A 21,051-nucleotide genomic window follows, 5' to 3' on the forward strand; every position below is an offset into this window, starting at 1 on the left:
CCGTGGGAGCACTCCTCCTCGGCACGAATGCCTGAAGCATTCAAGATAAGAATATCGCCCCTTACGGGGTGTTTTTGACCAGATACCATCAGAGCGGTGAACAGAATGCGCTAAAGTTGAGCTATGCATTTCTTCCGCCAACGTTTTGGACTGCTTAGATAGCCGTGCAGCGGTAGTTTTAGTTCGCTGTACGGTTTGCCCCTTGCCCGGTGTTAGCGCGCCACGAGGGGCTTTTGTATGTCCACGTTTGGCGGAAAGTTTTTAGTCAGGGAAGGCAGGGCCATGGGCCAGCAGACAGAGAGCCAGCAGTCAGTCACTCAACCGGTCGACGATACAGCCAAGAGCTATGATGTCGCATCGATGGAGGCGAAGTGGCTGCCGCGGTGGGAGGAAGCGAAGCTCTTTGAACCGGTCGACGACGGCTCAAAAGAGCGGCGCTATGTGCTGGATATGTTCCCTTATCCTTCCGGTGATCTGCACATGGGTCATGCCGAGGCGTTCGCGATGGGCGACGTCGTTGCTCGTTACCTGAAGTTGCAGGGCTTTGACGTGCTGCACCCAATCGGCTGGGACTCCTTTGGACTGCCCGCGGAGAACGCTGCAATCAAGCGCAATGCGCACCCGGCGGAGTGGACTTACGCCAATATCGAGACCCAGGCGACCTCGTTCAAGCGCTACGCGATCGCGGTGGACTGGTCACGTGAGTTGCACACCTCCGATCCGGAATACTATCGCTGGACGCAGTGGCTGTTCCTGCGTTTTTATCAGCAGGGTTTGGCATACCGGAAGAATTCACCGGTTAACTGGTGCCCCAAAGACCAGACCGTGCTGGCCAATGAACAGGTAGTCAATGGCGCCTGCGAGCGTTGTGGCACCCCAGTGACCAAGAAGAGCTTGAATCAGTGGTACTTCAAGATCACTGATTATGCTGATCGGCTGCTGGACGATATGGAACCGCTCAAAGGTCACTGGCCGGAGCGAGTGCTGGCCATGCAGCGGAACTGGATTGGCCGCTCCGCCGGCGCGCATGTGGACTTCGAAATTGAGGGTCTGGATCGGAAGATCACCGTTTTCACCACGCGGCCGGACACCATTTACGGCACTACCTTCTTCGTGGTTGCAGCCGATGCGGAGCTGGCTGGTGAGCTGGTGAGTGATGAGCACCGGGAGCAACTGCGCGCCTATCAGGAAGACGTTAAGAAGCTCTCCGAGATTGAGCGGCAAGCTACCGAACGGGAAAAGACTGGCGTCTTCTTGGGACGTTATGCGATCAACCCGCTTTCCGGGGAACGGATGCCGATCTGGGCGGCTGATTATGTGCTGGCCGATTATGGCACCGGCGCAGTAATGGCGGTGCCAGCGCACGATCAACGCGATTTGGACTTTGCCCGTGCCTTTGGGCTGCCGGTGCGGGTAGTAGTGGATACCGGTGAAGACGATCCAGCTGTTTCCGGAGTAGCCACGGTGGGTGAAGGCACGCTGATCAATTCAGGCAGCCTTGATGGACTGAGCAAGGCGGAAGGGATTCCGGCGGCCATCGAGTTGCTGGAAACTGCGCAGAGCGGCAAAAAAACCATTAACTACCGTTTACGTGACTGGCTGTTGAGCCGCCAGCGCTTCTGGGGTGCGCCGATCCCGATCATTCACTGCGCCGAATGTGGTGAAGTGCCGGTACCAGACGATCAGCTGCCGGTGCGTTTGCCGGAGAATCTGCGTGGTGAAGACCTGGCGCCGAAGGGTACTTCACCCTTGGCCGCTGCGCAGGATTGGGTCAATGTCAGCTGCCCGAAGTGTGGCGGTACGGCGCAGCGCGATACCGACACCATGGACACCTTCGTGGACTCTTCGTGGTACTTCTTGCGCTATATCTCAGCCCAGAATGAGAACCTGCCGTTCGAGCCAGAAGCTGCCAAAAACTGGATGCCAGTGGCGCAGTACGTCGGTGGCGTCGAGCACGCGATCCTACATCTGCTGTACAGCAGGTTCTTTATGAAGGTGCTTTTTGACTTAGGCATGGTTAGTGCGCAGGAGCCCTTCGGAGCGCTGCTGAACCAGGGCCAGGTAATCAATGGCGGAAAGGCGATGAGCAAGTCGCTGGGCAATGGCATTGATTTGTCGGAGCAACTGGATAAATTCGGTGTCGACGCGGTTCGACTGACAATGATTTTTGCCTCGCCGCCCGAGGACGATGTGGACTGGGCGGATGTTTCGCCTGGCGCTTCGGCGAAGTTCTTGGCTCGAGCCTGGCGCTTGGCTCAGGACGTTTCTAGTCCAGTGGATAGTGACCCGAGGCAGGGAGATTCTGCCTTGCGTTCGGTGACGCATCGAACTGTGGCCGAGGCGGCCGAACTGTTGGACGCACATAAGTTCAATGTCGTTATCGCCAAGATTATGGAACTGGTGAACGCCACCCGGAAGGCAATCGACTCAGGCGCCGGAGCCGCTGATCCAGCGGCCCGTGAAGCCGCCGAAGCGGTGACCATCCTGTTAAGCCTGTTTGCGCCCTACACTGCAGACGATATGTGGGAACAACTGGGGCATTCGGACTTCGTAGCTCGCGCCTCCTGGCCGACAGTGGATCCAGCACTGCTAGTTGAGTCGACTGTGACCGCCGTGGTGCAAGTGCAGGGCAAGGTACGCGAACGCTTGGAAGTCACCCCTGACATTGACGAGGAGCAACTGCGGGAGTTGGCTTTGGCCTCCGAAAATGTGCAGAAGTTTCTCGCCGGTCGGGAGATTCGCACGGTTATCGTGCGGGCACCCAAGCTCGTCAATATCGTTCCGGCATAGGCGCCAAGTTTTGAGCACGCATGGTTAGGGCATGACGGGTTCGGAGGGGCCGCTCGGCTGGTTGCGTGCTAAATTGCGGCTACCGGGCGACCGGCAGAGCGCCCCGTCGGCGGTCGTTGAGCCTCGGCTGGCAGTGGTTACTGACTCTGCCGCCGCCCTACCAGCGGGGTTCCGATCCGAGCTCCTCACTGTGGTGCCGATGCCGGTGATGGTGGACGGCGAGATCTTCGATGAAGGCGACCCGGAGCTGCTGAGCACCTTGAGCTTGGCACTAGCCGCCGGTAAGCCGGTGAAAACCTCTAGGCCTTCGCCCGGTCATTTCGAACGGGTGTACCAGGGCTTGGCTGATCAGGGTTATCAGCAGATACTTTCGGTGCATATTTCTGCTGAGCTTTCTGGCACCGTAGAGGCAGCTAGGCTGGCCGCGGGACGAGTAGAGGTCCCGGTGCACGTGCTGGACAGCCGAACTGTCGCGATGGCTCAAGGGTTCGCGGTGCAGGCTGCGGTACGTGCCGCTGAACGGGGGGACGACTTTGAGCAGGTGCTGGCTATTGTCAATCAGCAGCTGCAGAGCAGCAAGGTTTTCTTCTATGTTCCCTCGCTTGAACAGTTGCGCCGCGGTGGTCGGATTGGAGCGGCCGCGTCCTGGTTTGGCACCGTGCTCGCGATCAAGCCGATCTTGAGCGTAGCTAATGGTCAGGTGGTTCCCCTGGAGCGGGTGAGGTCCAGTGCCAAAGCGATTGCCAGGATGGACGAGTTGGTCGCGCAAGAAATTATTGATCGGAAAGCTCAGAAGGTGCAGTGCCAAGCGGCTGTGCATCATTTCGGCAATCCTGACCAAGCTGAGAACCTTTTGGATCGAGTCCGCGCCATGCCGGTACCACCCGAACTCGCCTTCATCAGCGACCTACCAGCAGTATTAGCCGCGCATGTGGGACTTGGTGTGTTGGCCGTGGTAATCACCGGCGTTGAATAGCGTTAACTCCTCCTGCACATCCCCGGCCAAAGGCCGTTTTTCACACATCCAGCGATACTCTTATTGAGCTCATGATTGTCTCGGCATAGCTTGATGGGATGGCAAGCAGCAATAAGCATCTCGCGCTTAGCTCAAGACTGGCGCAATTGTTCCCCGAAGCGGAGGTTCAATCTGCGGTTCGGGTTGAGTCTTTACGACAAAAGATACGCTGGCGGGTGACTGCCAAGGCAGCAATAGCGACTGTGCTGCTGGCCGCAGTTCTAGCAGTAGTGTGTTGGCTGATAAATACCAATACCGGGCCGGGCGACGGTCGGATGCAACAGGTCTCGGTGCAGGTACCCAGTTTGCGAGTTGGCTCGGACAAAGTTCCAGCCCCAAACCCGGCAAGTACTGTTTCGGCTTCTGTTTCGGCCTCGGGACAGACCGGAGCTGCCAGTTTCGTGGTGCATATTGTGGGGGAAGTGACTCATCCCGGTGTGCAACACGTGCCGCCGGGGAGTCGGGTCTACCAGGCAATTCAGGCCGCTGGAGGTGCTCTGAAGACGGCTGCGCTGAGTGCTCTCAATTTGGCGGCTACGCTGCAAGATGGTCAACAGATTATGGTGCCGAGCAGTGCGCAAGCGAAGGCAGCAAGTACACTCGCTGCTGGTGGTTCGAGCACTGCCAGCTCCGGGGCAAATCAGTCGGTCCTGAATAACTCAGCAGTCGGAGTGCAAAAGGGTAGCGTCGGCGGGCTAGCCGGAATAAGCGGGTTAAAGGTCAATATCAATACCGCCTCGGTCACGGAGTTACTTACTTTGCCGAGGGTCGGTCCGGTGCTGGCTCAACGTATTCGGGACTGGCATGATGAGCACGGAGATTTTAAGAAACCGGATGATCTGGATTCTGTGCCCGGTATAGGCAGCAAGATGCTTGAGGCATTGCTCCCACTGATTGCGGTCTGAGCGGCCGGGAAAAGTGCAGCGAAGCTGGCAACAGTATCGGAGCGCAGTAGACCATCATGAAGTTGCGCTGCGGCGTGGTTCGGAGCCTCGGCGCCAAAGTAACTTATATACCGGGCTGGTGCGGCGGTCGCTGCGCGGTCTGAAGCTGAAGCTGCGGCAGCCCAGAGCGCGTGGTGCCGCACTCTGGAACGACGTGAGGTTGCTTCCAGCCGGTCTTTGCTGCTGGTTGGCTGCTGCGGCTGGCATCCAATTACCCGCTGCCGTAGCAAAGGTAGTGGGGTTTAGCCTCTTGGGGCTGGCCATCCTCGTTGTAGTCGTCATTGCGTATGGGAAATACGGTGCTGCACCGCTTTGGCAGTGCGTAGTGACGGTGGGGCTAGCGACAGTGTTTTTATTGTTTTCAAATGCGGTGACCACAGCGCGGATTCCAGAGTTGATTCAGCAGGGTTCGATGCAACGGAGCACTCTCGAATTTGAACTCCACATTGACGAATCTCCGACGGATATCGGCGATTCGCTACCAACGGACTTGATTGCTGCAACCATAACGCGAGCCTCTCGCGGCGAGCAAGGCAGCTCCGTCAACCTACCGGTTAGAGTGCAGGGGGACCAGCATTGGCTGGGGCTGCGAGGAGGGGACACTGTCAGGATACTGGGCGAATTGCGACCCTTCCCTGGTGCACCTAAGACCCGGCTTCTGCTCTTGCCGAAAACCACGCCAACTGTGTTGAGCGCCTCGGATTCGATCACAGTGGTCGACGTCCTTAGACAGCGGCTGCGAGCCGACTCTCTATCGGTCTGGGCTGCCAGCTGGCCCGACGCTGCCGCACTACTGCCGGGGATGACTATAGGGGATAGAAGTGGATTACCGCCAGCTCTTGGCCAAGCGATGAAAGTTGTGGGTCTCAGCCACCTCACTGCGGTGAGTGGGATGAACTGCAGCGTGGTGCTGATCGGTATCGTGCTGCTGGCCCGCACTCTGCGACTGCCGCGTTATCTCTCTGCACTCGCTGGTATCTTGGCGCTTAGTTGTTTTGTCATCGTGGTTGGGGCACAGGCAAGTGTGCTGCGGGCAGCAACGATGGGTGTGCTCGGTGTGGTGGCAGTGCTCGGCGGGCGTAGCAAACAGCAGCTGGCTTTACTTTCTACTGCCGTGCTGGTGCTGCTGCTAATCGATCCATGGCTCGCCTTAGACTTTGGTTTTTTGCTCTCGGTGTTAGCGACATTCGGACTGATTACCAGTGCTCAGGCAATCCAGAAGCTTCTTGCGCGCTGGCTGCCAGAAAGCATCGCCCTAGCTTTGGCGGTACCACTGACAGCGCAGCTCTTCTGTGCACCCGTGATTGTGTTGCTGACACCGAAATTCAGCAGTTATGCGCTGTTTGCCAATATCCTCGCGGCGCCGGTGGTGACGATCTGTACCTTAGCCGGCATAGTCGCCATCCCACTGCTCCTGTTGGCTCCCGGATTTGCGAGCCCGTTGTTGTTCATTTCCGGCCTGGGCGCTGGGTGGGTCGCCGATGTGGCACGATTTTTTGCCGCCTTGCCTGGGGCCTCATTGCCGTGGCCGGAAGGTGTTCCGGGAGTGTTGCTGATGGCGATCGCTCCATTATTGCTGCTCGCCGCTGGTGTGCTGTATTCCCGCCGCGGTCGGTGGGTAGCCGAGCTGCTGGCTGCTGCTCCCGGGCTAGCTGTCCTCTGTTGCTTGCTGAAAGCCTTGCTCAGAGGTCTGAGCTTAGCGCTAGTAATGCTGCTGGGCTGGTTGGCAAGTCGATGGTTATTCGCTCGGCTTTACGGTTTGCCGATGTAGCCGATTCAGCAGACCGTAGATGGCTGTCGGTTCTAGTCATTGGTTTTCCAATGTCGGTATCGCATGGCAGGCTTGAGGGGTGGCAACGGCTAAAACAGCAAAGAGCGCGGCTAAGGCGAATACTGTCAGCTGGCGGGCGATTCCGGCGGCTCCGATCATCCTGATCCAGGGACCCGAAGAATACATTGCTCACCGCGCGATGGAGACGGTTCGGATGGCTTTGCGTCAAGCGCACCCGGATCTTGAGATTACCCGCTTAGAGGCCGCCCAATACGCCGGGGGTGAGCTGATGATGGCCGCGAGTCCATCACTGTTTGGTGAGAGCAAGCTGATTGAAATTTCTGGCTTGGCGAGTATGAGTGACACTTTCCTCGCTGAGGCGCTGAGTTACCTTGAATCGCCTGAGACTGATTGCGTGGTGGTCCTACAGCATGGCGGCGGGGTGCGTGGTAAGAAACTCCTCGACGCCGTTAAGGCAGCTGGTTTTCCCTTTGTGGAGTGCCAGCCGCTCAAAAAAGATTCTGAAAAGGCGGAATTTGTGGTGGCAGAGTTCAAAGCTGCCAACCGCAGAATCGCTCCGGAAGCGGTGCGCGCCCTGGTCGCCGCGGTTGGTTCGCAGCTCTCCGAATTGGCCGCTGCCTGTAGTCAGCTGGTTTCCGACGTGGACGGTCCGATTAGCGCTGAGCTAGTGGACAAATATTATGGCGGCAGAGTTGAAGCGACAGCTTTCAAAGTCGCCGATGCAGCAGTCGCCGGGAACGGCGCAGTGGCGCTTTCCAGCTTGCGACACGCGCTTGCCACCGGTGTTGATCCGGTGCCCTTGGTGGCCTCGCTCGCGATGAAGGTTCGTGCGGTGGCGAAAGTTTATGGTGCCCGAGGGAGTTCGGCGGGTTTGGCCAAGGAACTCGGGATGGCGCCCTGGCAAGTTGACCAGGCGCGTCGCGAAGCAGAGCGCTGGAGCGAAGAAGGGCTGGCCGAAGCGATTCGCGCGCTGGCCCTCGCCGATGCCCAGGTGAAAGGTGCTTCCCGCGATCCGGTCTACGCCGTGGAGCGGGCAGTCACTATCATTGCTACCGCGGCGCGCGGGCGCTGATAGGTGAGCAGCATTGCAGGCGGGGTTCGGTTCATCCCAAGGCCTTGGGATGAGATCGTTGATTCTATCCGGGCGGTTAGCTCTCGCCAAGAAGAGCCGCACTACCTTCTCGATATCCTCGAAAGCATTGTGAGCGGCAGCGGCGCAAATCGTCTGGCTGGAAGAACCTCTATGTACGATCTACATGTGACTTCTCGGCCATTGGGAAAAGCGCCAAAAGACTTTATCTAGGTTCGATCGCCCGAATCGATGAAGCCTCCGCCGCGAGGGTTTGTCGTGATTGAGCATCGTTCGGTTACCGGATGGGACGAAAGAATCGAAAGGCCTGCGGCCGAGGCAGTGCCGCTATTTTGGCGATTCGTCAAGGAAAAATATGGAATTTCTATCCCCTAGCAAGGGGATGTTAGGGACGTAGCCTGAGGTTTACCGGCTTTAAGTGTTAAACACTGATGGCCGGTCCCGAAAGGGACCGGCCATCAGTGTTTAGAAAACTTAGCTAAGCTTGCTGACCTTCTTGGAGATCGCAGACTTGCGGTTGGCTGCCTGGTTCAGGTGAATAACACCTTTGCTGACAGCCTTGTCCAGCTTGCGGTTAGCAGCAACCAGCGCGGTGGTTGCGGTTTCCTTGTCGCCAGCCTCGATGGCTTCGTTGACTGCGCGAACCGCAGTCTTCAGCTCGGACTTGACAGCAACATTGCGCTGGCGTGCCTTCTCGTTGGTGAGAATGCGCTTCTTCTGGGACTTGATATTAGCCACGTATGAACTCTCTTGTTAAAGCGGAAATGGTCTAGAGGGCGTTGAATCAACCATTGACAGCGGCGTGGGGATGCTCGATTTTGGTGAACGTCCGGCTGATCCGTCGTGACCGCCGACCTGCGCGGACACACAGCAATAAATTTTAGCAGACTTTCCCGGTTAGATGGGAGTTTAGCGCCAGCCATGTCGTAGTCGCAGGGCATCGGCCACCTGGTTGAAGGGCTCGGCACCGAGCACGGCACCCTCGCGGCGAATTTTCTCCGCCGCGATGCGCAGAATACGATCCACCCGAACCTCGCTTGCGCGCTGCTGCTTGTCCCAGCCGCCGATTCCGACGTCAACATAGTCACGATGCGTGCGCTGATCGACAGCGCTACCTTGCACATGGTCCTTGCTCGTCATCATCAAGCCGAGCAGCCACGGTCCGTCGTTGCCGATCAGCAGCACCGGGCGATCTTTCCCTTGCGTCGGATCATCCTCAAACGGGACCCAGGTCCAGACGATTTCACCGGGGTCAGGCTCGCCATCCGGCTGCGGGGCATATCTGACGGTGCCGGGGCCGTGATAATCAGCTGCTTCGTCACTCACAGCACCAGCATATGGGAGAATTGAATTTGCTCCGTTTACCAGGGGAGCACCCCAACAGTGAGGAACATCTGTGTCACCCATGGCCCGCACCGCACCGGTGCCCGCCGCGACCGATCCGGCGATCATTAGGAACTTCTGCATTATCGCCCACATCGACCACGGGAAATCTACTCTCGCGGACCGCATGTTGCAGCTGACCGGCGTCGTCCAACAGCGCGATATGAAGGCGCAGTACCTGGACCGGATGGACATTGAGCGCGAGCGCGGCATCACCATTAAGTCGCAGGCAGTGCGCATTCCCTGGGAAGTGGACGGGCAGGCCTATTGCCTAAATATGATCGATACCCCCGGTCACGTTGACTTCACTTACGAGGTCTCCCGTTCCCTGGCGGCTTGCGAGGGTGCCATTCTGCTGGTCGACGCTGCTCAGGGCATCGAGGCTCAGACGCTAGCGAACCTTTACCTGGCGATGGAAAATAACCTGACCATCATCCCGGTGCTGAACAAGATAGATCTGCCCGCCGCGCAACCCGAAAAATATGCGGCTGAGCTGGCGAACCTCATTGGCGGCAAACCGGAGGACGTACTGATGGTCTCCGGCAAGACCGGGGTTGGCGTCGAAGCTCTTTTGGATCAGATCGTGCATGAGCTGCCGGCACCGCAGGGTGATCCTGACGCCCCGGCTCGGGCGATGATTTTTGACTCCGTCTACGACACTTATCGTGGCGTAGTCACCTACGTTCGGGTGGTCGACGGTCAGTTGACCCCGCGCGAGAAGATTCAGATGATGTCCACCCGTGCCGCGCACGAGTTACTGGAGATCGGCGTGAGCTCACCGGAGCCAACGCCGTCGAAGGGGCTCGGAGTGGGCGAGGTTGGCTACCTGATCACCGGGGTAAAAGACGTCCGTCAGTCCAAGGTCGGAGATACTGTCACGGGTCTGCACAAGCCTGCCAAGGAATCGCTCGGCGGCTACGAAGATGCGAAGCCAATGGTGTTCTCGGGGCTTTACCCACTGGATGGCACCGACTATCCGGTGCTTCGCGATGCACTGGAAAAGCTCATGCTCAATGACGCCGCCCTGGTCTATGAACCGGAGACCTCGGCAGCTTTGGGCTTCGGCTTCCGGGTCGGCTTCCTGGGGCTGCTGCACTTGGAAATCACCCGGGAGCGTTTGGAACGGGAGTATAACCTCGACCTGATTTCGACTGCTCCGAACGTTGAATACGAGGTGACCTTGGAGGACAAGAAGATCGTCCACGTCACCAACCCGAGTGAGTACCCGACCGGTAAGATCGCTGAAGTTCGCGAGCCAATGGTTTCCGCCACCATTCTGGCACCGAACGATTTTGTCGGCGCCATTATGGAACTCTGCCAGAGCCGTCGTGGCATCCTAGGCGGGATGGATTACCTTTCCGAGGATCGGGTGGAGATCCGCTACCGGCTGCCGCTCGCTGAGATCGTCTTTGACTTCTTCGACATCCTTAAATCGAAGACCCGTGGCTACGGTTCGCTGGACTGGAAAGCCGACGGCGATCAGGTGGCTGACCTGGTCAAGGTCGACATTATGCTGCAAGGTGAGCAAGTCGACGCTTTCAGCGCCATCACGCACCGTGATAAGGCCTACTCCTACGGTGTGATGATGACCGGCAAGCTGCGCGAGTTGATTCCCCGTCAGCAATTCGAGGTGCCGATTCAGGCTGCCATTGGTGCTCGGATCATTGCTAGGGAGAACATCAGGGCGATTCGGAAGGATGTGCTGGCCAAGTGCTACGGCGGCGATATCACCCGTAAGCGTAAGCTGCTGGAAAAGCAAAAAGAGGGCAAGAAGCGAATGAAGATGGTCGGCCGGGTAGAAGTGCCACAAGAGGCCTTCATCGCGGCGCTCTCCTCCGAATCCAGTAAAGACAGCAAAGATAAGGCGAAGAAATAGTCGCCAGGATGCGGAGAGCTAAGTATGCCGAGCACTTTGCCTGAGGGGGATCCGGCTCCGGCCGACGGCGTGTTGCCGCCGCAATCAGCCCAGCGGGCAACGGACCGGCGTTTTGGCCTGTACGCGCACATTCCGTTCTGCGCGGTGCGTTGCGGTTATTGCGACTTCAACACCTATACCGCGGTTGAACTGGGCGGCGGTGCCTCGCAGGCAGCCTATGCCGGCACCGCGATCCAGGAACTTGACTTCGCGGCCCGTGCGCTAAGCGCTTCGGGGATGCCTGAGCGCAAACTCAGCACGGTGTTCTTTGGCGGTGGCACGCCGACGCTGCTTCCAGCTGACGATCTAGCCGCTATTCTCGGCGCTGCCATTGCACACTGGGGAATTGAGCAGGACGCTGAGGTGACCACTGAGGCGAATCCGGACTCGGTCACTGAGCAGAGTCTGCAAAGGCTCGCGCAGGCTGGCTTCACCAGAGTCTCGTTTGGCATGCAGTCGGCGGTGCCGAAAGTACTCAAGGTGCTGGACCGCACACACCGTCCGGAGCGTGTGCCGCAGGCTGTCGAGTGGGCTAGGCAGGCTGGTCTAAAAGTTAGTATCGACTTGATTTACGGCACCCCCGGGGAATCACTGGCGGATTGGCGAGAGTCACTCGAAGCTGCGCTCAGCTATCAGCCTGATCACCTCTCCGCCTATGCGCTCATCATTGAGGAGGGCACTCGGTTGGCGGCGCAAATTCGACGCGGTGAGGTGCCGATGATCGACGATGATGATCATGCCGAAAAGTATCTAATAGCCGAAGAGCTACTGAGCCGGGGCGGGCTGAGCTGGTACGAGGTGAGCAACTGGGCCCGAACTCCGGATGATGCTTGTCAGCATAACCTGGCGTATTGGCGGGGCGACGATTGGTGGGGGATCGGTCCGGGTGCGCACTCACATATGGGCGGGGTTCGCTGGTGGAATGTTAAGCATCCCGTTGCCTATGCTGCTCGGCTTAACGACGGTGTTTCGCCCGCTGCCGCGCGTGAAGTTCTGGACCCGCAGACCAGGGAACTCGAAAATGTGATGCTTGGGGCCAGGTTAGCTGAAGGCTTAGCGATTAGTACTCTTGGGGTGAAAGCGAAGAGCGCAATCGCCTCGCTGATCGCCCGTGAACTCATCGACCCGACACGCGCCTTCCGGGGAGAACTCAGTCTCACCCTGAAGGGGCGGTTGCTCGCCGACGGCGTGGTGCGTGAGTTACTAGCGGATTAGCCGCAAATTCATCGGATAACGATATGGGTTGCCGCGATTGACATGAATTGCTGCAATGACCGAAAAAACCGTCAAAGTGGCCCAGATCACCGCGGCAAGGATGGCAAATACGCTGCCAACGACCGGAATGCTGATTGCCAAGATATTGAGAATAATGGCCAGCACGGTGGGCGGCAGGGTGAAGTTCAAGGCTTCTTTGGACTCTTGAGCGGTAAAAGGACCACGGTCCTTGAAAATGAGATAGATAATCAGGGACGGGAAGAAGCCAAGGATGCCGCCACAATGGGCCAGAAAAGCGAATTGCTGATCCTCGGTAGCAGTCAGCGGAAGTGCTCGCGCTGGGGCCGACTCGAACTGTTGGGTGTGACGTTCAGCTTGCTGCTGAGCGTCCTCATCTCCACCAGGAAAAATCACTGACTGTCCTCGCTGATCGCTAACAAAAGAAACTCCCTCATCAGGATACTTCAGTCGTCAGGAAATCTATGACTTCCTCAATTCGAGCTAATAATGTCGGCTCCAGATCGGCATAGCTATTTACCTTACTGAGCAGTCGTTGCCAGCCCTGAGCAATATCTGCTTGATCCGCGGAGGGCCAACCGAATGCCTGCAGAATGCCGCGTTTCCATTCAATATTTCGCGGGATTGTCGGCCATTCCGCGATTCCCAGAGCTTTAGGCTTAATCACTTGCCAAACATCGACGTAGGGGTGCCCGACCAGCAGTACATTGCCAGCCGCTCCCGGTAGCGACATCGCCTCAGCAGCTATTCTGGACTCCTTGGAATGCGGCACTAAATGATCAACCAGAACGCCAAGTTTCCGCTGCGGTCCTGGCTGGAAAACACGCACCGCAGCGACCAGATCGTCGATACCGCCAAGCGGTTCGACCACTATGCCTTCCAGCCGCAAGTCGTCACCCCAAACTTTTTCCACCAGCTCAGCGTCGTGCTTGCCCTCGACCCAAATTCTGCTCGCGCGGGCGACCCTGGCCCGGGCGCCAGCAACCTTGACCGAACCGGAGGCGGTGCGCTGGGTTGAACTCGCTGGCGCTTTGGCTGTCGCCACCGGGGCGATCGCCTCGACCGGCTCGCCGTCCACCAGGAAGCCGAAGCCGAGCTGAAAGGACTTTGTCTTCCCACGCCGGTCCTCCAACACCATAATGTGCATACCACCGGACTTCTCGGTGCGAATCACCGCACCGACCCAGCCGCTCTGCACGTCCTCGAAGACCGCGCCGGGACTCGCAGGTACCTGCAAAAGCTTCTTTCGTGCCGATTTCATTGGCTGTGCGGCCGGGCCCCAGGAGGTGTAATCAAAAGAGGAACTCACTCCTCAAGTCTGTCCTACTCGCTGGTTCGCCGCTGGCTGACACGCCTGCGCCACGGAATCAAGCCGGCCCGGAAAGTATTAGACTTAGCACTTGGAGTAGGTGAGTGCTAATTCATACCCAAGCGGCGATACCGAGGTGAGGAGGCGGGAATGAGCGAATTGCGCAAGCTCGAAGTATTGCGGGCCATTGTTGAAGATTATGTGAATTCCCGCGAACCGGTAGGCTCAAAGGCCCTAGTTGATCGCCATCGTCTGGGTGTTTCTAGTGCCACCATTCGTAACGATATGGCCGCGCTGGAAGAAGAGGGGCTGATTACCGCCCCTCATACCTCGGCGGGACGGATCCCCACCGATAAGGGATACCGTCTTTTTGTGGATCGGATCACCGAGGTCAAGCCTCTGTCAGTAGCGGAGAGGCGAGCCATTCAGGCTGTGCTGAGCGGGCCAGCGGATCTGGATGACGTTTTGGAGCGCACCGTGCGCACCTTAGCTCAGCTGACTAACCAGGTGGCCGTCTTGCAATACCCCACCTCGTTAAATTCGGCGGTTAGGCATGTCGAATTCGTGCTGCTGGCACCCCACCAGGTCTTATTGGTCTTGATCCTCGACGATGGCAAGGTCGAGCAGAGTGTCTTTGACCTCGGTCAACAGCTCAGTAGCGAGGAACTCTCCGAACTGCGCACCCAGTTCCTCTCCGCACTGGTTGGAACCCAGGTGAGCCAGCTTTCGTCTGCCCTCGACGCGGTGCTCGGCTTAGCCCCGGTGACGGTTGACGCCGCTGCGCGGGTGCTCGCCGAGGGCTTGCTGGCGCTCGCTCAGGCAGCCCGAGAAGAGCGTTTTATGGTCGCCGGGACAGCAAATCTGACCCGCTCCAATGTCGATTTCCCGCTGAGCATCGGTCCCGTTTTGGACGCGTTGGAAGAGGAGGTGGTGATGCTTAGGCTGCTCTCCGAGATGGCGCAGGATGCCAGGGGAGTCGCGGTCAGCATTGGCCGGGAGAACTCTTACCATTCGCTTTCGGAGGCATCGGTAGTGGCCACCGCCTATGGCAGCGGTACCGCGAAGCTGGGCGTGCTGGGTCCGATCAGAATGGACTACCCCAATACTATGGCGACGGTTCGCGCCGTCGCTCGGTACCTATCAAGAATTTTGGCCGGCTAGCCGGTGTGTAGTTTCGAAGAGAAAGAGAACGTACAACTTTGACCAATCATTATGAGGCATTGGGTGTTTCCCGCGATGCGACCGGTGAGGAAATCAAAAAGGCTTATCGTAAGCTGGCGCGTAAATATCACCCCGATGTTTACCAAGGGGACGACGCCGAGGAGAAGTTCAAGGACGTCTCGCACGCTTATGAGGTGCTTTCTGATCCGCAGAAGCGTCGGGTTTACGACACCACAGGCAACGAAAACGGTACTGATTCAGGCTTCGGTGGCGGTGGCTTCTCCGGTCAGGGCTTCGCGTTCCAGGACATCTTTGAAACCTTCTTCGGTGGTCAAGGTGGTTCGGGACAAGGGCCAATTCCGCGCAAACAACGCGGCCAGGATGCGCTGATCGGGGTTCGAATCGAGCTTCGGGAAGCGGTTTTCGGTGTAAATAAGAAGATTGAAGTTGACACTGCGGTGCTCTGCGAGACCTGTCAGGGTTCTTGTTGCCGCGAAGGTACCACGGAGCAAACTTGCGAGATCTGCCACGGCAGTGGGCAGGTGCAGCGTCCGGTGCGTTCCATTCTTGGTCAGGTGATGACGGTGACCAGTTGCACCACCTGTCAGGGGCACGGCACAGTGATTCCGGAGCCATGTAATGAGTGCATGGGTGAGGGCAGGGTACGTTCACGCCGTTCGTTGACCATTAAGGTGCCTGCGGGCGTCGATACCGGAACCCGGATTCAGCTCGGCGGCCAAGGTGAAGCTGGCCCGGCAGGCGGCCCTTCCGGAGATCTGTATGTTGAGATGCGGGTCAATCGGGATGCGTTGTTCTCTCGGGAACGCGATGACCTGCATGCCAGCGTGAATGTTCCGATGACGGCCGCTGCGCTTGGCACTGAGCTCAATATTGAGACCTTCGACGGCACCCAGCAGCTCAACGTCAAACCAGGCACCCAGTCAGGCGAGGTGCTTACCTTGCGCGGGCTCGGGGTCACTCACTTGCGCGGCCAGGGGCGGGGCGATCTGAAAATCGAACTCAACATTGAGACCCCGACCAAAGTTGATGCGGCGCAGGAGGAGTTGTTAAAACAACTCGCTGCGTTGCGTGGTGAGCAATATACCGAGGGTAAGCTCGCGGCCTCGGGCGGGGTTTTCGCCAAACTGCGAGATAAGCTCGGTCACCTTTAGCGGCATCGCTGGAGTCACCCGGCGGCACACCTGATCGCGGTCCAGGCTCTAAACTCGGAGAGTGACGAATCCGATTTTCTTTGCCGATGCCAACGAAGTCAGTGACCTCTCGGTGGATGATGTTTACGAACTCACCGGCACCGAGGGGCATCATGCGGCAACCGTGAAGCGGCTCAGCCAAGGGGAGAGCGTCGACCTCGTCGATGGTCGCGGCCTACGCCTGGAATGCATCGTGCAAAGTGCCCAGCAGGGTGTTCTGACGGTGCGCGTCGCGGCGCGTCGACGGGAGCTACCGGCGATCCCGACCATCACCTTGGTGCAGGCCTTGGCGAAGGATGGTCGAGACGAACTCGCAATTGAGACCGCCACCGAGCTCGGGGTGGACACAATCATCCCCTGGCAAGCGGAGCGCTCCATTGTTCGTTGGAAGGCGGATCGGGCTGAAAAGTCGCTTGCTAAATGGCGGAAGATTGTGCAGGCCGCGGCTAAACAGGCCCGACGAGCCTGGCTGCCTGAGGTGACCGGACTGCTCGACAGCACTGCCTTGGCCCAGCTCGGAAGCTCGGCCAAACTCTTGGTCTTGCATGAGCAGGCGAGTGGTTCGCTCGCCGATCTCCCAGACTTGGCCGAGTGCCAGCAATTGCTCATTATTGTCGGACCGGAGGGCGGAATATCACCTCGCGAACTAGAGCTCTTCGCGTCGGCCGGAGCGGTGCAACTGAGACTAGGCCAGCACGTACTTCGTTCGTCTACAGCTGGGCCAGCGGCGATTAGCGTGCTCAGCCAGCATTTGGGACGTTGGTAAGGCTTTCAACACCGCCACCACTGAGGTGTTTGGAGCTCACCAAGGCACGGTTCCTGCCTCGTTGAAGAAGCCACCGCTCGGGCCGTTAGCCGGCAGAGTTGCTAGTCGAATGGCGATGGCGGCGCCTTGTTGCGCAGTGCGGTCGCCGCTAAAACCATTGAGGTCGGTGGCGGTGAAGCCCGGGCAGCCAGAGTTGACCAGAATATTGGAGCCCCGTAGTTCCTTGGCGTACTGGATGGTGAGCGCGTTGAGGAAGGTCTTGGAGGCCAAGTAGGCGGTGGGGACTGCCCCCAAGTCAACGCCCTGCGCTGTTTGCAGCGTCAGCGAGCCCACGCTGCTGGAGATATTGACGATTCTGGCAGCCGCTGAGGCACGCAGCAGCGGTAGCATCGCGTTGGTCACCCGGATCACCCCGAGTACATTGGTGTCGACAACTGCTGCTACCACACCAACATCGAGGGTGCTCGGATGCTGCGGCAGGCTGCCGGTAATAGCGGCATTATTGACCAAAACATCTAGCCCTCCGGCCTGTTTGGTGATTAACTCGGCCGCCGCAGTAACGCTTGCCTGATCCGTCACCTCCAGCGGAACACCAAAGGCGTCGACTCCAGCGTCGCGCAGTCGAGAGACCGCTGCATCGCGTCGCTGCTGATCGCGCGCTCCCACCCCGACGCGCCAGCCAAGCGCCCCCAGACCAGCAGCGATCTGGTAACCAATTCCCTTATTAGCGCCGGTGATAAGCGCAATCCTCTGTTCAGTCATAACCTACATGCTGCAGCGGTCTCGGCGCCCTCGTCCAAGACCAATCACCTACCCGACGATACCCCAGGGGTATTGTTGGTGGTCAGAGCCAGATAATATGACCTAGTGGAGACACGGGAGCTGAGATACTTTGTCGCCGTCGCGGAGGAATTGCACTTCGGGCGGGCGGCACAGCGATTAATGATCTCGCAGCCACCGCTGTCGAGAGCTATTCAGCAACTCGAACGACGGCTCGGAGTGATTCTGCTGGATCGTGGCGCTCGCACCATTGCGCTGACCGAAGCCGGCTCTGTGCTGCTGCACGAGGCCCGGGTTGCCCTGGAAGCGGTAGAGGCCGCCGAGCGTCGCACTCGGCATGCTGCCGCAAGCCCGTTCAGGGTTAGGCTGGCCACTAAGGCCGGGGCCGCTAAAGAATTATTGTCGAGGTTACTGGATAGCTATGCGGCAGATCCGAGTGCCGCAGCCATCGAGGTACTGCTCTGTGGCCCCGGTGAACCGGAAAACCTGCTGCGCAGTGGACGTGCCGACGTTGCGCTGCTGCAGCTTCCCTATGACCTCACGGCGGGGCTTGAAACCGAGGAACTGCATACCGAGCAACAAGTGCTGGTGTTACCTGCGGCGCATCCGCTGGCCAGCCGCGGCCAGTTGTCGATCACAGAGGTGAGGACTATACCGGGGTTGCCACTGCCGCGCTGGCCAGGACCGGACGGCAGCTACCCCGAGGGCGCTGGCCCGCAAGTTCGTGACTTCACTCAACTGATCCAGCTGATCATGCTCGGACGGGCTTGCGCGCTGCTGCCGGAGTCTCTTGGCACCACCTTGGGTGACGATTATGCAGTGCTCCCGGTGCCGGACGCAGCTGCGGTGATAACCGTTATGGCCTGGCCAGCGCACAGCAAATCCCGGGCTGTCGCGGATCTTGTCAGTGCCGCGCTGAGGCTTTTTAGTGGCAGCTAGCGGACGCTAAAAGCCTTACTGTCGGGGTCGGCTTGACTGGCCGAAGCCGAGGAATCGGCATGGAACACCACTAGTTCGTAATTGCCCGGGGGCGGGCTAATGGAAAAACTGAAGTTGCCTTGTTTAGTGGTTTTCTGTAGGGCCGTGCTGCCACTCTGATAACTCTGCCTACCTCCGCCGGGTTCAATCCGCTGGATCAGCCAGTTGAGCTTACTGAGATTGACAGAGGCGAGTCCGGTTACGGTGATCACACCGCTATTGAAGACCGCACCCTGCTGCGGACTAATCACCCAGATCGGCGCCTGAACGGTTGCATCCCTGCTAATTGGACGGTCGAGCTTGACCTGGTCAAAAGCCATGAAATCGGTGTGACCGTCGACCAGGATCGAGACCTGGACCACCTGATTTGAATCAACTAGACCGGCGTTGGCGGCCGCTCCAGTCACGGTATAGACCAGTTCTTGGATTGCCAATTGGGCTGTCGTATTGTCGATGGACTTGCTAAACGCATCTGCCGACAGATCAACAGTAATGACGTTCTTGTCCGAGAGTGAGGCCGCGAATTTGGATGGTTTCGACCAAGGGCTTGAGTAATCGGGGTCGAGGGGTTTGCTGCTGGTCATCAGCTGGACAGCTGTTTGAATGGGATCAGCGCCGCTCTCTAGCGGTAAGAATTCGCGGTACAAGGCCGCCTTGGTCTTGGTCCGGCCAATCCAATACACCGGAACTTGCAGGTTGCCCTGTGCCGCGGCAGCAGTTTCAAGTGGAGCGGAACCTAGGCTGCCCGCTTCGGCCGAGACATTGGTCGGCAGATTGGAGGCCTGAGTGCTGCTCTGCCCATTGGTGCAGGCAGTGAACGCAAGCACCGCCGACAGGGCGAGCAGCAAAGCTGTCCACCCAATAAGCTGTCTCAGTCCAGTTTTCTTCCGTCTAATCGTCTATCTCCTAGTGATTCGGCTCCCCACGGCGAAAAGCACGTCTTCTAGCTTGGCATAGCGATGAGACGCTAAGCACCGAGTTTCTGACTTCCAGCCGAACTGCAACCAGATCGAAATAGTTTTGAGATCAGCCCGAGACCGTCAGTTGCGATCTTTCCGGCGTCTCAGCAATAGCTGGATGTGAGCTAAGACAAGTTAAGATGGAGTCAACCGCACCGTTATTAACTTCCGAAAGCGAGCGTAAGGCCATCGAGCCGCTGCCATGACTGATTCAACTGCAAGTTTCAATTCGACTGCTTTCCCACACACCGTGGCAGGAGTCCGCACCGAATCCATCACCTTCGATTCTCCGGAACAAATGGTTGCCTCTTTGGGCGGCGAAGATCAGGCCCTGCGCGCTATTGAGAAGAAATTCCCAGCGATCAGTTTCCTCGCCCGCGGTAACGAGCTTTCGGTTTCTGGACCGGAAGCAGAAGTGCCCAGAATTATGCGGCTGTTTGCCGAGATCAGGGCCCTGGTGTTGCGGCAAACCATTATCACCCCGGAGGTGGTGGAACAGCTGGTGTCAATGCTCGCTGCTCAGGCGCCAAGCAGCCCGGTTGATGTGCTGACCCACAACATTCTGACCAGTCGCGGTCGTACTATTCGTCCCAAAACGCTTAATCAGAAAAGCTACGTCGACGCGATCGATGCCAACACCATCGTTTTCGGCATTGGCCCGGCGGGCACCGGCAAGACGTATTTAGCGATGGCAAAAGCAGTTCAAGCACTTCAGCAAAAGGAGGTCAGCCGGATCATCCTGACCCGCCCGGCGGTGGAGGCCGGAGAGCGACTGGGCTTCCTGCCAGGTACTTTGAGCGATAAAATCGATCCCTATTTACGACCGCTCTACGATGCCCTGCACGACATGATCGACCCGGAGAGCATCCCCCGATTAATGGCTGCTGGCACCATTGAAGTGGCACCGCTGGCATATATGCGCGGGCGAACCCTGAACGACGCATTTATCATTCTTGATGAGGCGCAGAACACCACCGCTGAGCAGATGAAGATGTTTCTGACTCGTTTGGGCTTCGGCTCGAAAATGGTGGTCACCGGCGATATTACCCAAGTTGACCTGCCGGTTGGGGCGCGCTCTGGCCTACGCGTTGTGGAAGGCATCCTGAAACGGATCGACGGTATTTCCTTTGCTAATTTGGAAGCCGCCGATGTGGTCAGGCACCGGCTGGTTGGTGACATTGTGAATGCTTATGCGCGCTGGACGGAAGATTCTCAGCGGAAATCTCAGCACGGCGATCAAGGCGGCCAACGATGAGTATCGAAGTAAATAATGAATCGGGGGAGCAGGTTGCCGAAGAGGATCTAGTGCGCTTAGCGCGTTATATTTTCGAACGGCTTTATCTGCACCCGCAAACGGAACTGTCATTCATCTTGGCCGATCGCGAAGCCATCGAGAAGCTGCACATTGAGTGGATGGATGAGCCGGGCGCCACTGATGTGCTGTCCTTTCCGATGGACGAGCTGCGGCCCGGCACTTCGGCGCGCCCGGCGCCCAGTGGTCTACTCGGCGATATTGTGATCTGCCCGCAGGTCGCCGCTGAGCAGGCGAAAGCTGGTGGACACAGCGTTCAGGATGAGGTTTTGCTGCTCGCAACTCACGGCATCCTGCACCTGCTCGGCTATGACCATGCAGAACCGGAAGAGAAAGCTGAAATGTTCGCCCTGCAACGCGAACTGCTCAGCGGCTTCCTGGGCCGTGAGGCACCTGCGGAGACCATCGCGTGA

General features: G+C 58.3%; 19 protein-coding genes. 13 read left to right on the forward strand and 6 right to left on the reverse strand.

What is annotated here, in order from left to right:
- Window positions 1-282 precede the first annotated feature (282 nt).
- The 5 genes from leuS (at window position 283) to holA (ending at window position 7,613) form a co-directional block, all read left to right on the forward strand.
- The gene (gene leuS, locus UM93_RS04820) at window positions 283-2,790 is read left to right on the forward strand and encodes a leucine--tRNA ligase (protein ID WP_045074019.1); all 2,508 of its coding nucleotides are present in this window, start codon (window positions 283-285) and stop codon (window positions 2,788-2,790) included.
- A 31-nt stretch (window positions 2,791-2,821) separates the two neighbouring features.
- Entirely contained in the window at window positions 2,822-3,766 is a 945-nt protein-coding gene (locus UM93_RS04825) for a DegV family protein (RefSeq protein WP_045074021.1), read from the forward strand.
- A 98-nt stretch (window positions 3,767-3,864) separates the two neighbouring features.
- Window positions 3,865-4,710 carry a helix-hairpin-helix domain-containing protein gene (locus UM93_RS17040; protein ID WP_052663629.1) on the forward strand — a complete coding sequence of 282 codons (846 nt, stop codon included), beginning with the start codon at window positions 3,865-3,867 and terminating at the stop codon, window positions 4,708-4,710.
- A 118-nt stretch (window positions 4,711-4,828) separates the two neighbouring features.
- Window positions 4,829-6,520, forward strand: a complete 1,692-nt coding sequence (locus tag UM93_RS17045; protein ID WP_157874099.1) for a ComEC/Rec2 family competence protein — start codon at window positions 4,829-4,831, stop codon at window positions 6,518-6,520.
- A gap of 79 nt (window positions 6,521-6,599) precedes the next feature.
- Entirely contained in the window at window positions 6,600-7,613 is a 1,014-nt protein-coding gene (holA, locus tag UM93_RS04840) for a DNA polymerase III subunit delta (protein WP_045074023.1), read from the forward strand.
- Window positions 7,614-8,105: 492 nt separating this feature from the next.
- Here the strand turns inward: holA and rpsT are convergent, their stop codons facing one another.
- Window positions 8,106-8,369 (reverse strand): 30S ribosomal protein S20, encoded by a 264-nt coding sequence (gene rpsT / locus UM93_RS04845; protein WP_045074025.1) that lies wholly within the window; start codon window positions 8,367-8,369, stop codon window positions 8,106-8,108.
- 171 nt (window positions 8,370-8,540) lie between these two features.
- A complete protein-coding gene (locus tag UM93_RS04850) occupies window positions 8,541-8,957 on the reverse strand; it encodes a type II toxin-antitoxin system PemK/MazF family toxin (protein ID WP_052663631.1) in 417 nt (138 codons plus the stop codon).
- 70 nt (window positions 8,958-9,027) lie between these two features.
- Here UM93_RS04850 and lepA point away from each other — a divergent pair, with 70 nt between their 5' ends.
- Both lepA and hemW read left to right on the forward strand, forming a co-directional pair.
- A complete protein-coding gene (lepA, locus tag UM93_RS04855; RefSeq protein WP_199921809.1) occupies window positions 9,028-10,890 on the forward strand; it encodes a translation elongation factor 4 in 1,863 nt (620 codons plus the stop codon).
- 24 nt (window positions 10,891-10,914) lie between these two features.
- A complete protein-coding gene (gene hemW / locus UM93_RS04860; protein WP_045074028.1) occupies window positions 10,915-12,144 on the forward strand; it encodes a radical SAM family heme chaperone HemW in 1,230 nt (409 codons plus the stop codon).
- Here hemW and UM93_RS04865 read toward each other — a convergent pair.
- Together UM93_RS04865 and UM93_RS04870 are read right to left on the reverse strand one after the other, a co-directional pair.
- Window positions 12,133-12,555, reverse strand: a complete 423-nt coding sequence (locus UM93_RS04865; RefSeq protein WP_045076892.1) for a DUF4870 domain-containing protein — start codon at window positions 12,553-12,555, stop codon at window positions 12,133-12,135. The two genes, hemW and UM93_RS04865, sit on opposite strands and share 12 nt — an antisense overlap.
- Before the next feature lie 43 nt (window positions 12,556-12,598).
- Window positions 12,599-13,423, reverse strand: coding sequence for a DUF3097 family protein (locus UM93_RS04870; protein WP_045076894.1), 825 nt, complete (start codon window positions 13,421-13,423; stop codon window positions 12,599-12,601).
- A 198-nt stretch (window positions 13,424-13,621) separates the two neighbouring features.
- Between UM93_RS04870 and hrcA the strand changes: the two genes are divergently transcribed.
- From hrcA to UM93_RS04885, 3 genes are all read left to right on the forward strand, one after another.
- The gene (gene hrcA / locus UM93_RS04875) at window positions 13,622-14,632 is read left to right on the forward strand and encodes a heat-inducible transcriptional repressor HrcA (RefSeq protein WP_045074029.1); all 1,011 of its coding nucleotides are present in this window, start codon (window positions 13,622-13,624) and stop codon (window positions 14,630-14,632) included.
- A 38-nt stretch (window positions 14,633-14,670) separates the two neighbouring features.
- Window positions 14,671-15,804, forward strand: a complete 1,134-nt coding sequence (gene dnaJ / locus UM93_RS04880) for a molecular chaperone DnaJ (protein ID WP_045074031.1) — start codon at window positions 14,671-14,673, stop codon at window positions 15,802-15,804.
- Window positions 15,805-15,865: 61 nt separating this feature from the next.
- Window positions 15,866-16,609 (forward strand): 16S rRNA (uracil(1498)-N(3))-methyltransferase, encoded by a 744-nt coding sequence (locus UM93_RS04885; RefSeq protein ID WP_045074033.1) that lies wholly within the window; start codon window positions 15,866-15,868, stop codon window positions 16,607-16,609.
- Between the two features lie 36 nt (window positions 16,610-16,645).
- On the opposite strand, the gene UM93_RS04890 is transcribed toward UM93_RS04885, so the two are convergent.
- A complete protein-coding gene (locus UM93_RS04890) occupies window positions 16,646-17,371 on the reverse strand; it encodes an SDR family NAD(P)-dependent oxidoreductase (protein ID WP_045074035.1) in 726 nt (241 codons plus the stop codon).
- Between the two features lie 105 nt (window positions 17,372-17,476).
- Between UM93_RS04890 and UM93_RS04895 the strand changes: the two genes are divergently transcribed.
- Complete coding sequence (locus UM93_RS04895) at window positions 17,477-18,328, forward strand: LysR family transcriptional regulator (protein ID WP_045074037.1); 852 nt, start codon at window positions 17,477-17,479, stop codon at window positions 18,326-18,328.
- Here UM93_RS04895 and UM93_RS04900 read toward each other — a convergent pair.
- Window positions 18,325-19,215: a GerMN domain-containing protein gene (locus UM93_RS04900; RefSeq protein ID WP_052663632.1), complete on the reverse strand. Its 891-nt coding sequence runs from the start codon at window positions 19,213-19,215 to the stop codon at window positions 18,325-18,327. The two genes, UM93_RS04895 and UM93_RS04900, sit on opposite strands and share 4 nt — an antisense overlap.
- A 313-nt stretch (window positions 19,216-19,528) precedes the next feature.
- Between UM93_RS04900 and UM93_RS04905 the strand changes: the two genes are divergently transcribed.
- Window positions 19,529-20,581 (forward strand): PhoH family protein, encoded by a 1,053-nt coding sequence (locus tag UM93_RS04905; RefSeq protein ID WP_045074041.1) that lies wholly within the window; start codon window positions 19,529-19,531, stop codon window positions 20,579-20,581.
- Complete coding sequence (gene ybeY / locus UM93_RS04910; protein ID WP_045074042.1) at window positions 20,578-21,051, forward strand: rRNA maturation RNase YbeY; 474 nt, start codon at window positions 20,578-20,580, stop codon at window positions 21,049-21,051. The genes UM93_RS04905 and ybeY overlap by 4 nt, the downstream gene beginning before the upstream one ends.

This window comes from Psychromicrobium lacuslunae (assembly GCF_000950575.1).
GTDB classification, from domain to species: domain Bacteria; phylum Actinomycetota; class Actinomycetes; order Actinomycetales; family Micrococcaceae; genus Renibacterium; species Renibacterium lacuslunae.

What these genes read in the sequence shown, in the direction of transcription:
- hrcA (WP_045074029.1), top strand. Translation starts at nt 13,622, where the DNA reads ATGAGCGAATTGCGCAAGCTCGAAGTATTGCGGGCCATTGTTGAAGAT.
- hemW (WP_045074028.1), top strand. Translation starts at nt 10,915, where the DNA reads ATGCCGAGCACTTTGCCTGAGGGGGATCCGGCTCCGGCCGACGGCGTG.
- UM93_RS04890 (WP_045074035.1), bottom strand. Translation starts at nt 17,371, where the DNA reads ATGACTGAACAGAGGATTGCGCTTATCACCGGCGCTAATAAGGGAATT.
- UM93_RS04870 (WP_045076894.1), bottom strand. Translation starts at nt 13,423, where the DNA reads ATGAAATCGGCACGAAAGAAGCTTTTGCAGGTACCTGCGAGTCCCGGC.
- UM93_RS04825 (WP_045074021.1), top strand. Translation starts at nt 2,822, where the DNA reads ATGACGGGTTCGGAGGGGCCGCTCGGCTGGTTGCGTGCTAAATTGCGG.
- leuS (WP_045074019.1), top strand. Translation starts at nt 283, where the DNA reads ATGGGCCAGCAGACAGAGAGCCAGCAGTCAGTCACTCAACCGGTCGAC.
- UM93_RS04905 (WP_045074041.1), top strand. Translation starts at nt 19,529, where the DNA reads ATGACTGATTCAACTGCAAGTTTCAATTCGACTGCTTTCCCACACACC.
- ybeY (WP_045074042.1), top strand. Translation starts at nt 20,578, where the DNA reads ATGAGTATCGAAGTAAATAATGAATCGGGGGAGCAGGTTGCCGAAGAG.
- UM93_RS17040 (WP_052663629.1), top strand. Translation starts at nt 3,865, where the DNA reads ATGGCAAGCAGCAATAAGCATCTCGCGCTTAGCTCAAGACTGGCGCAA.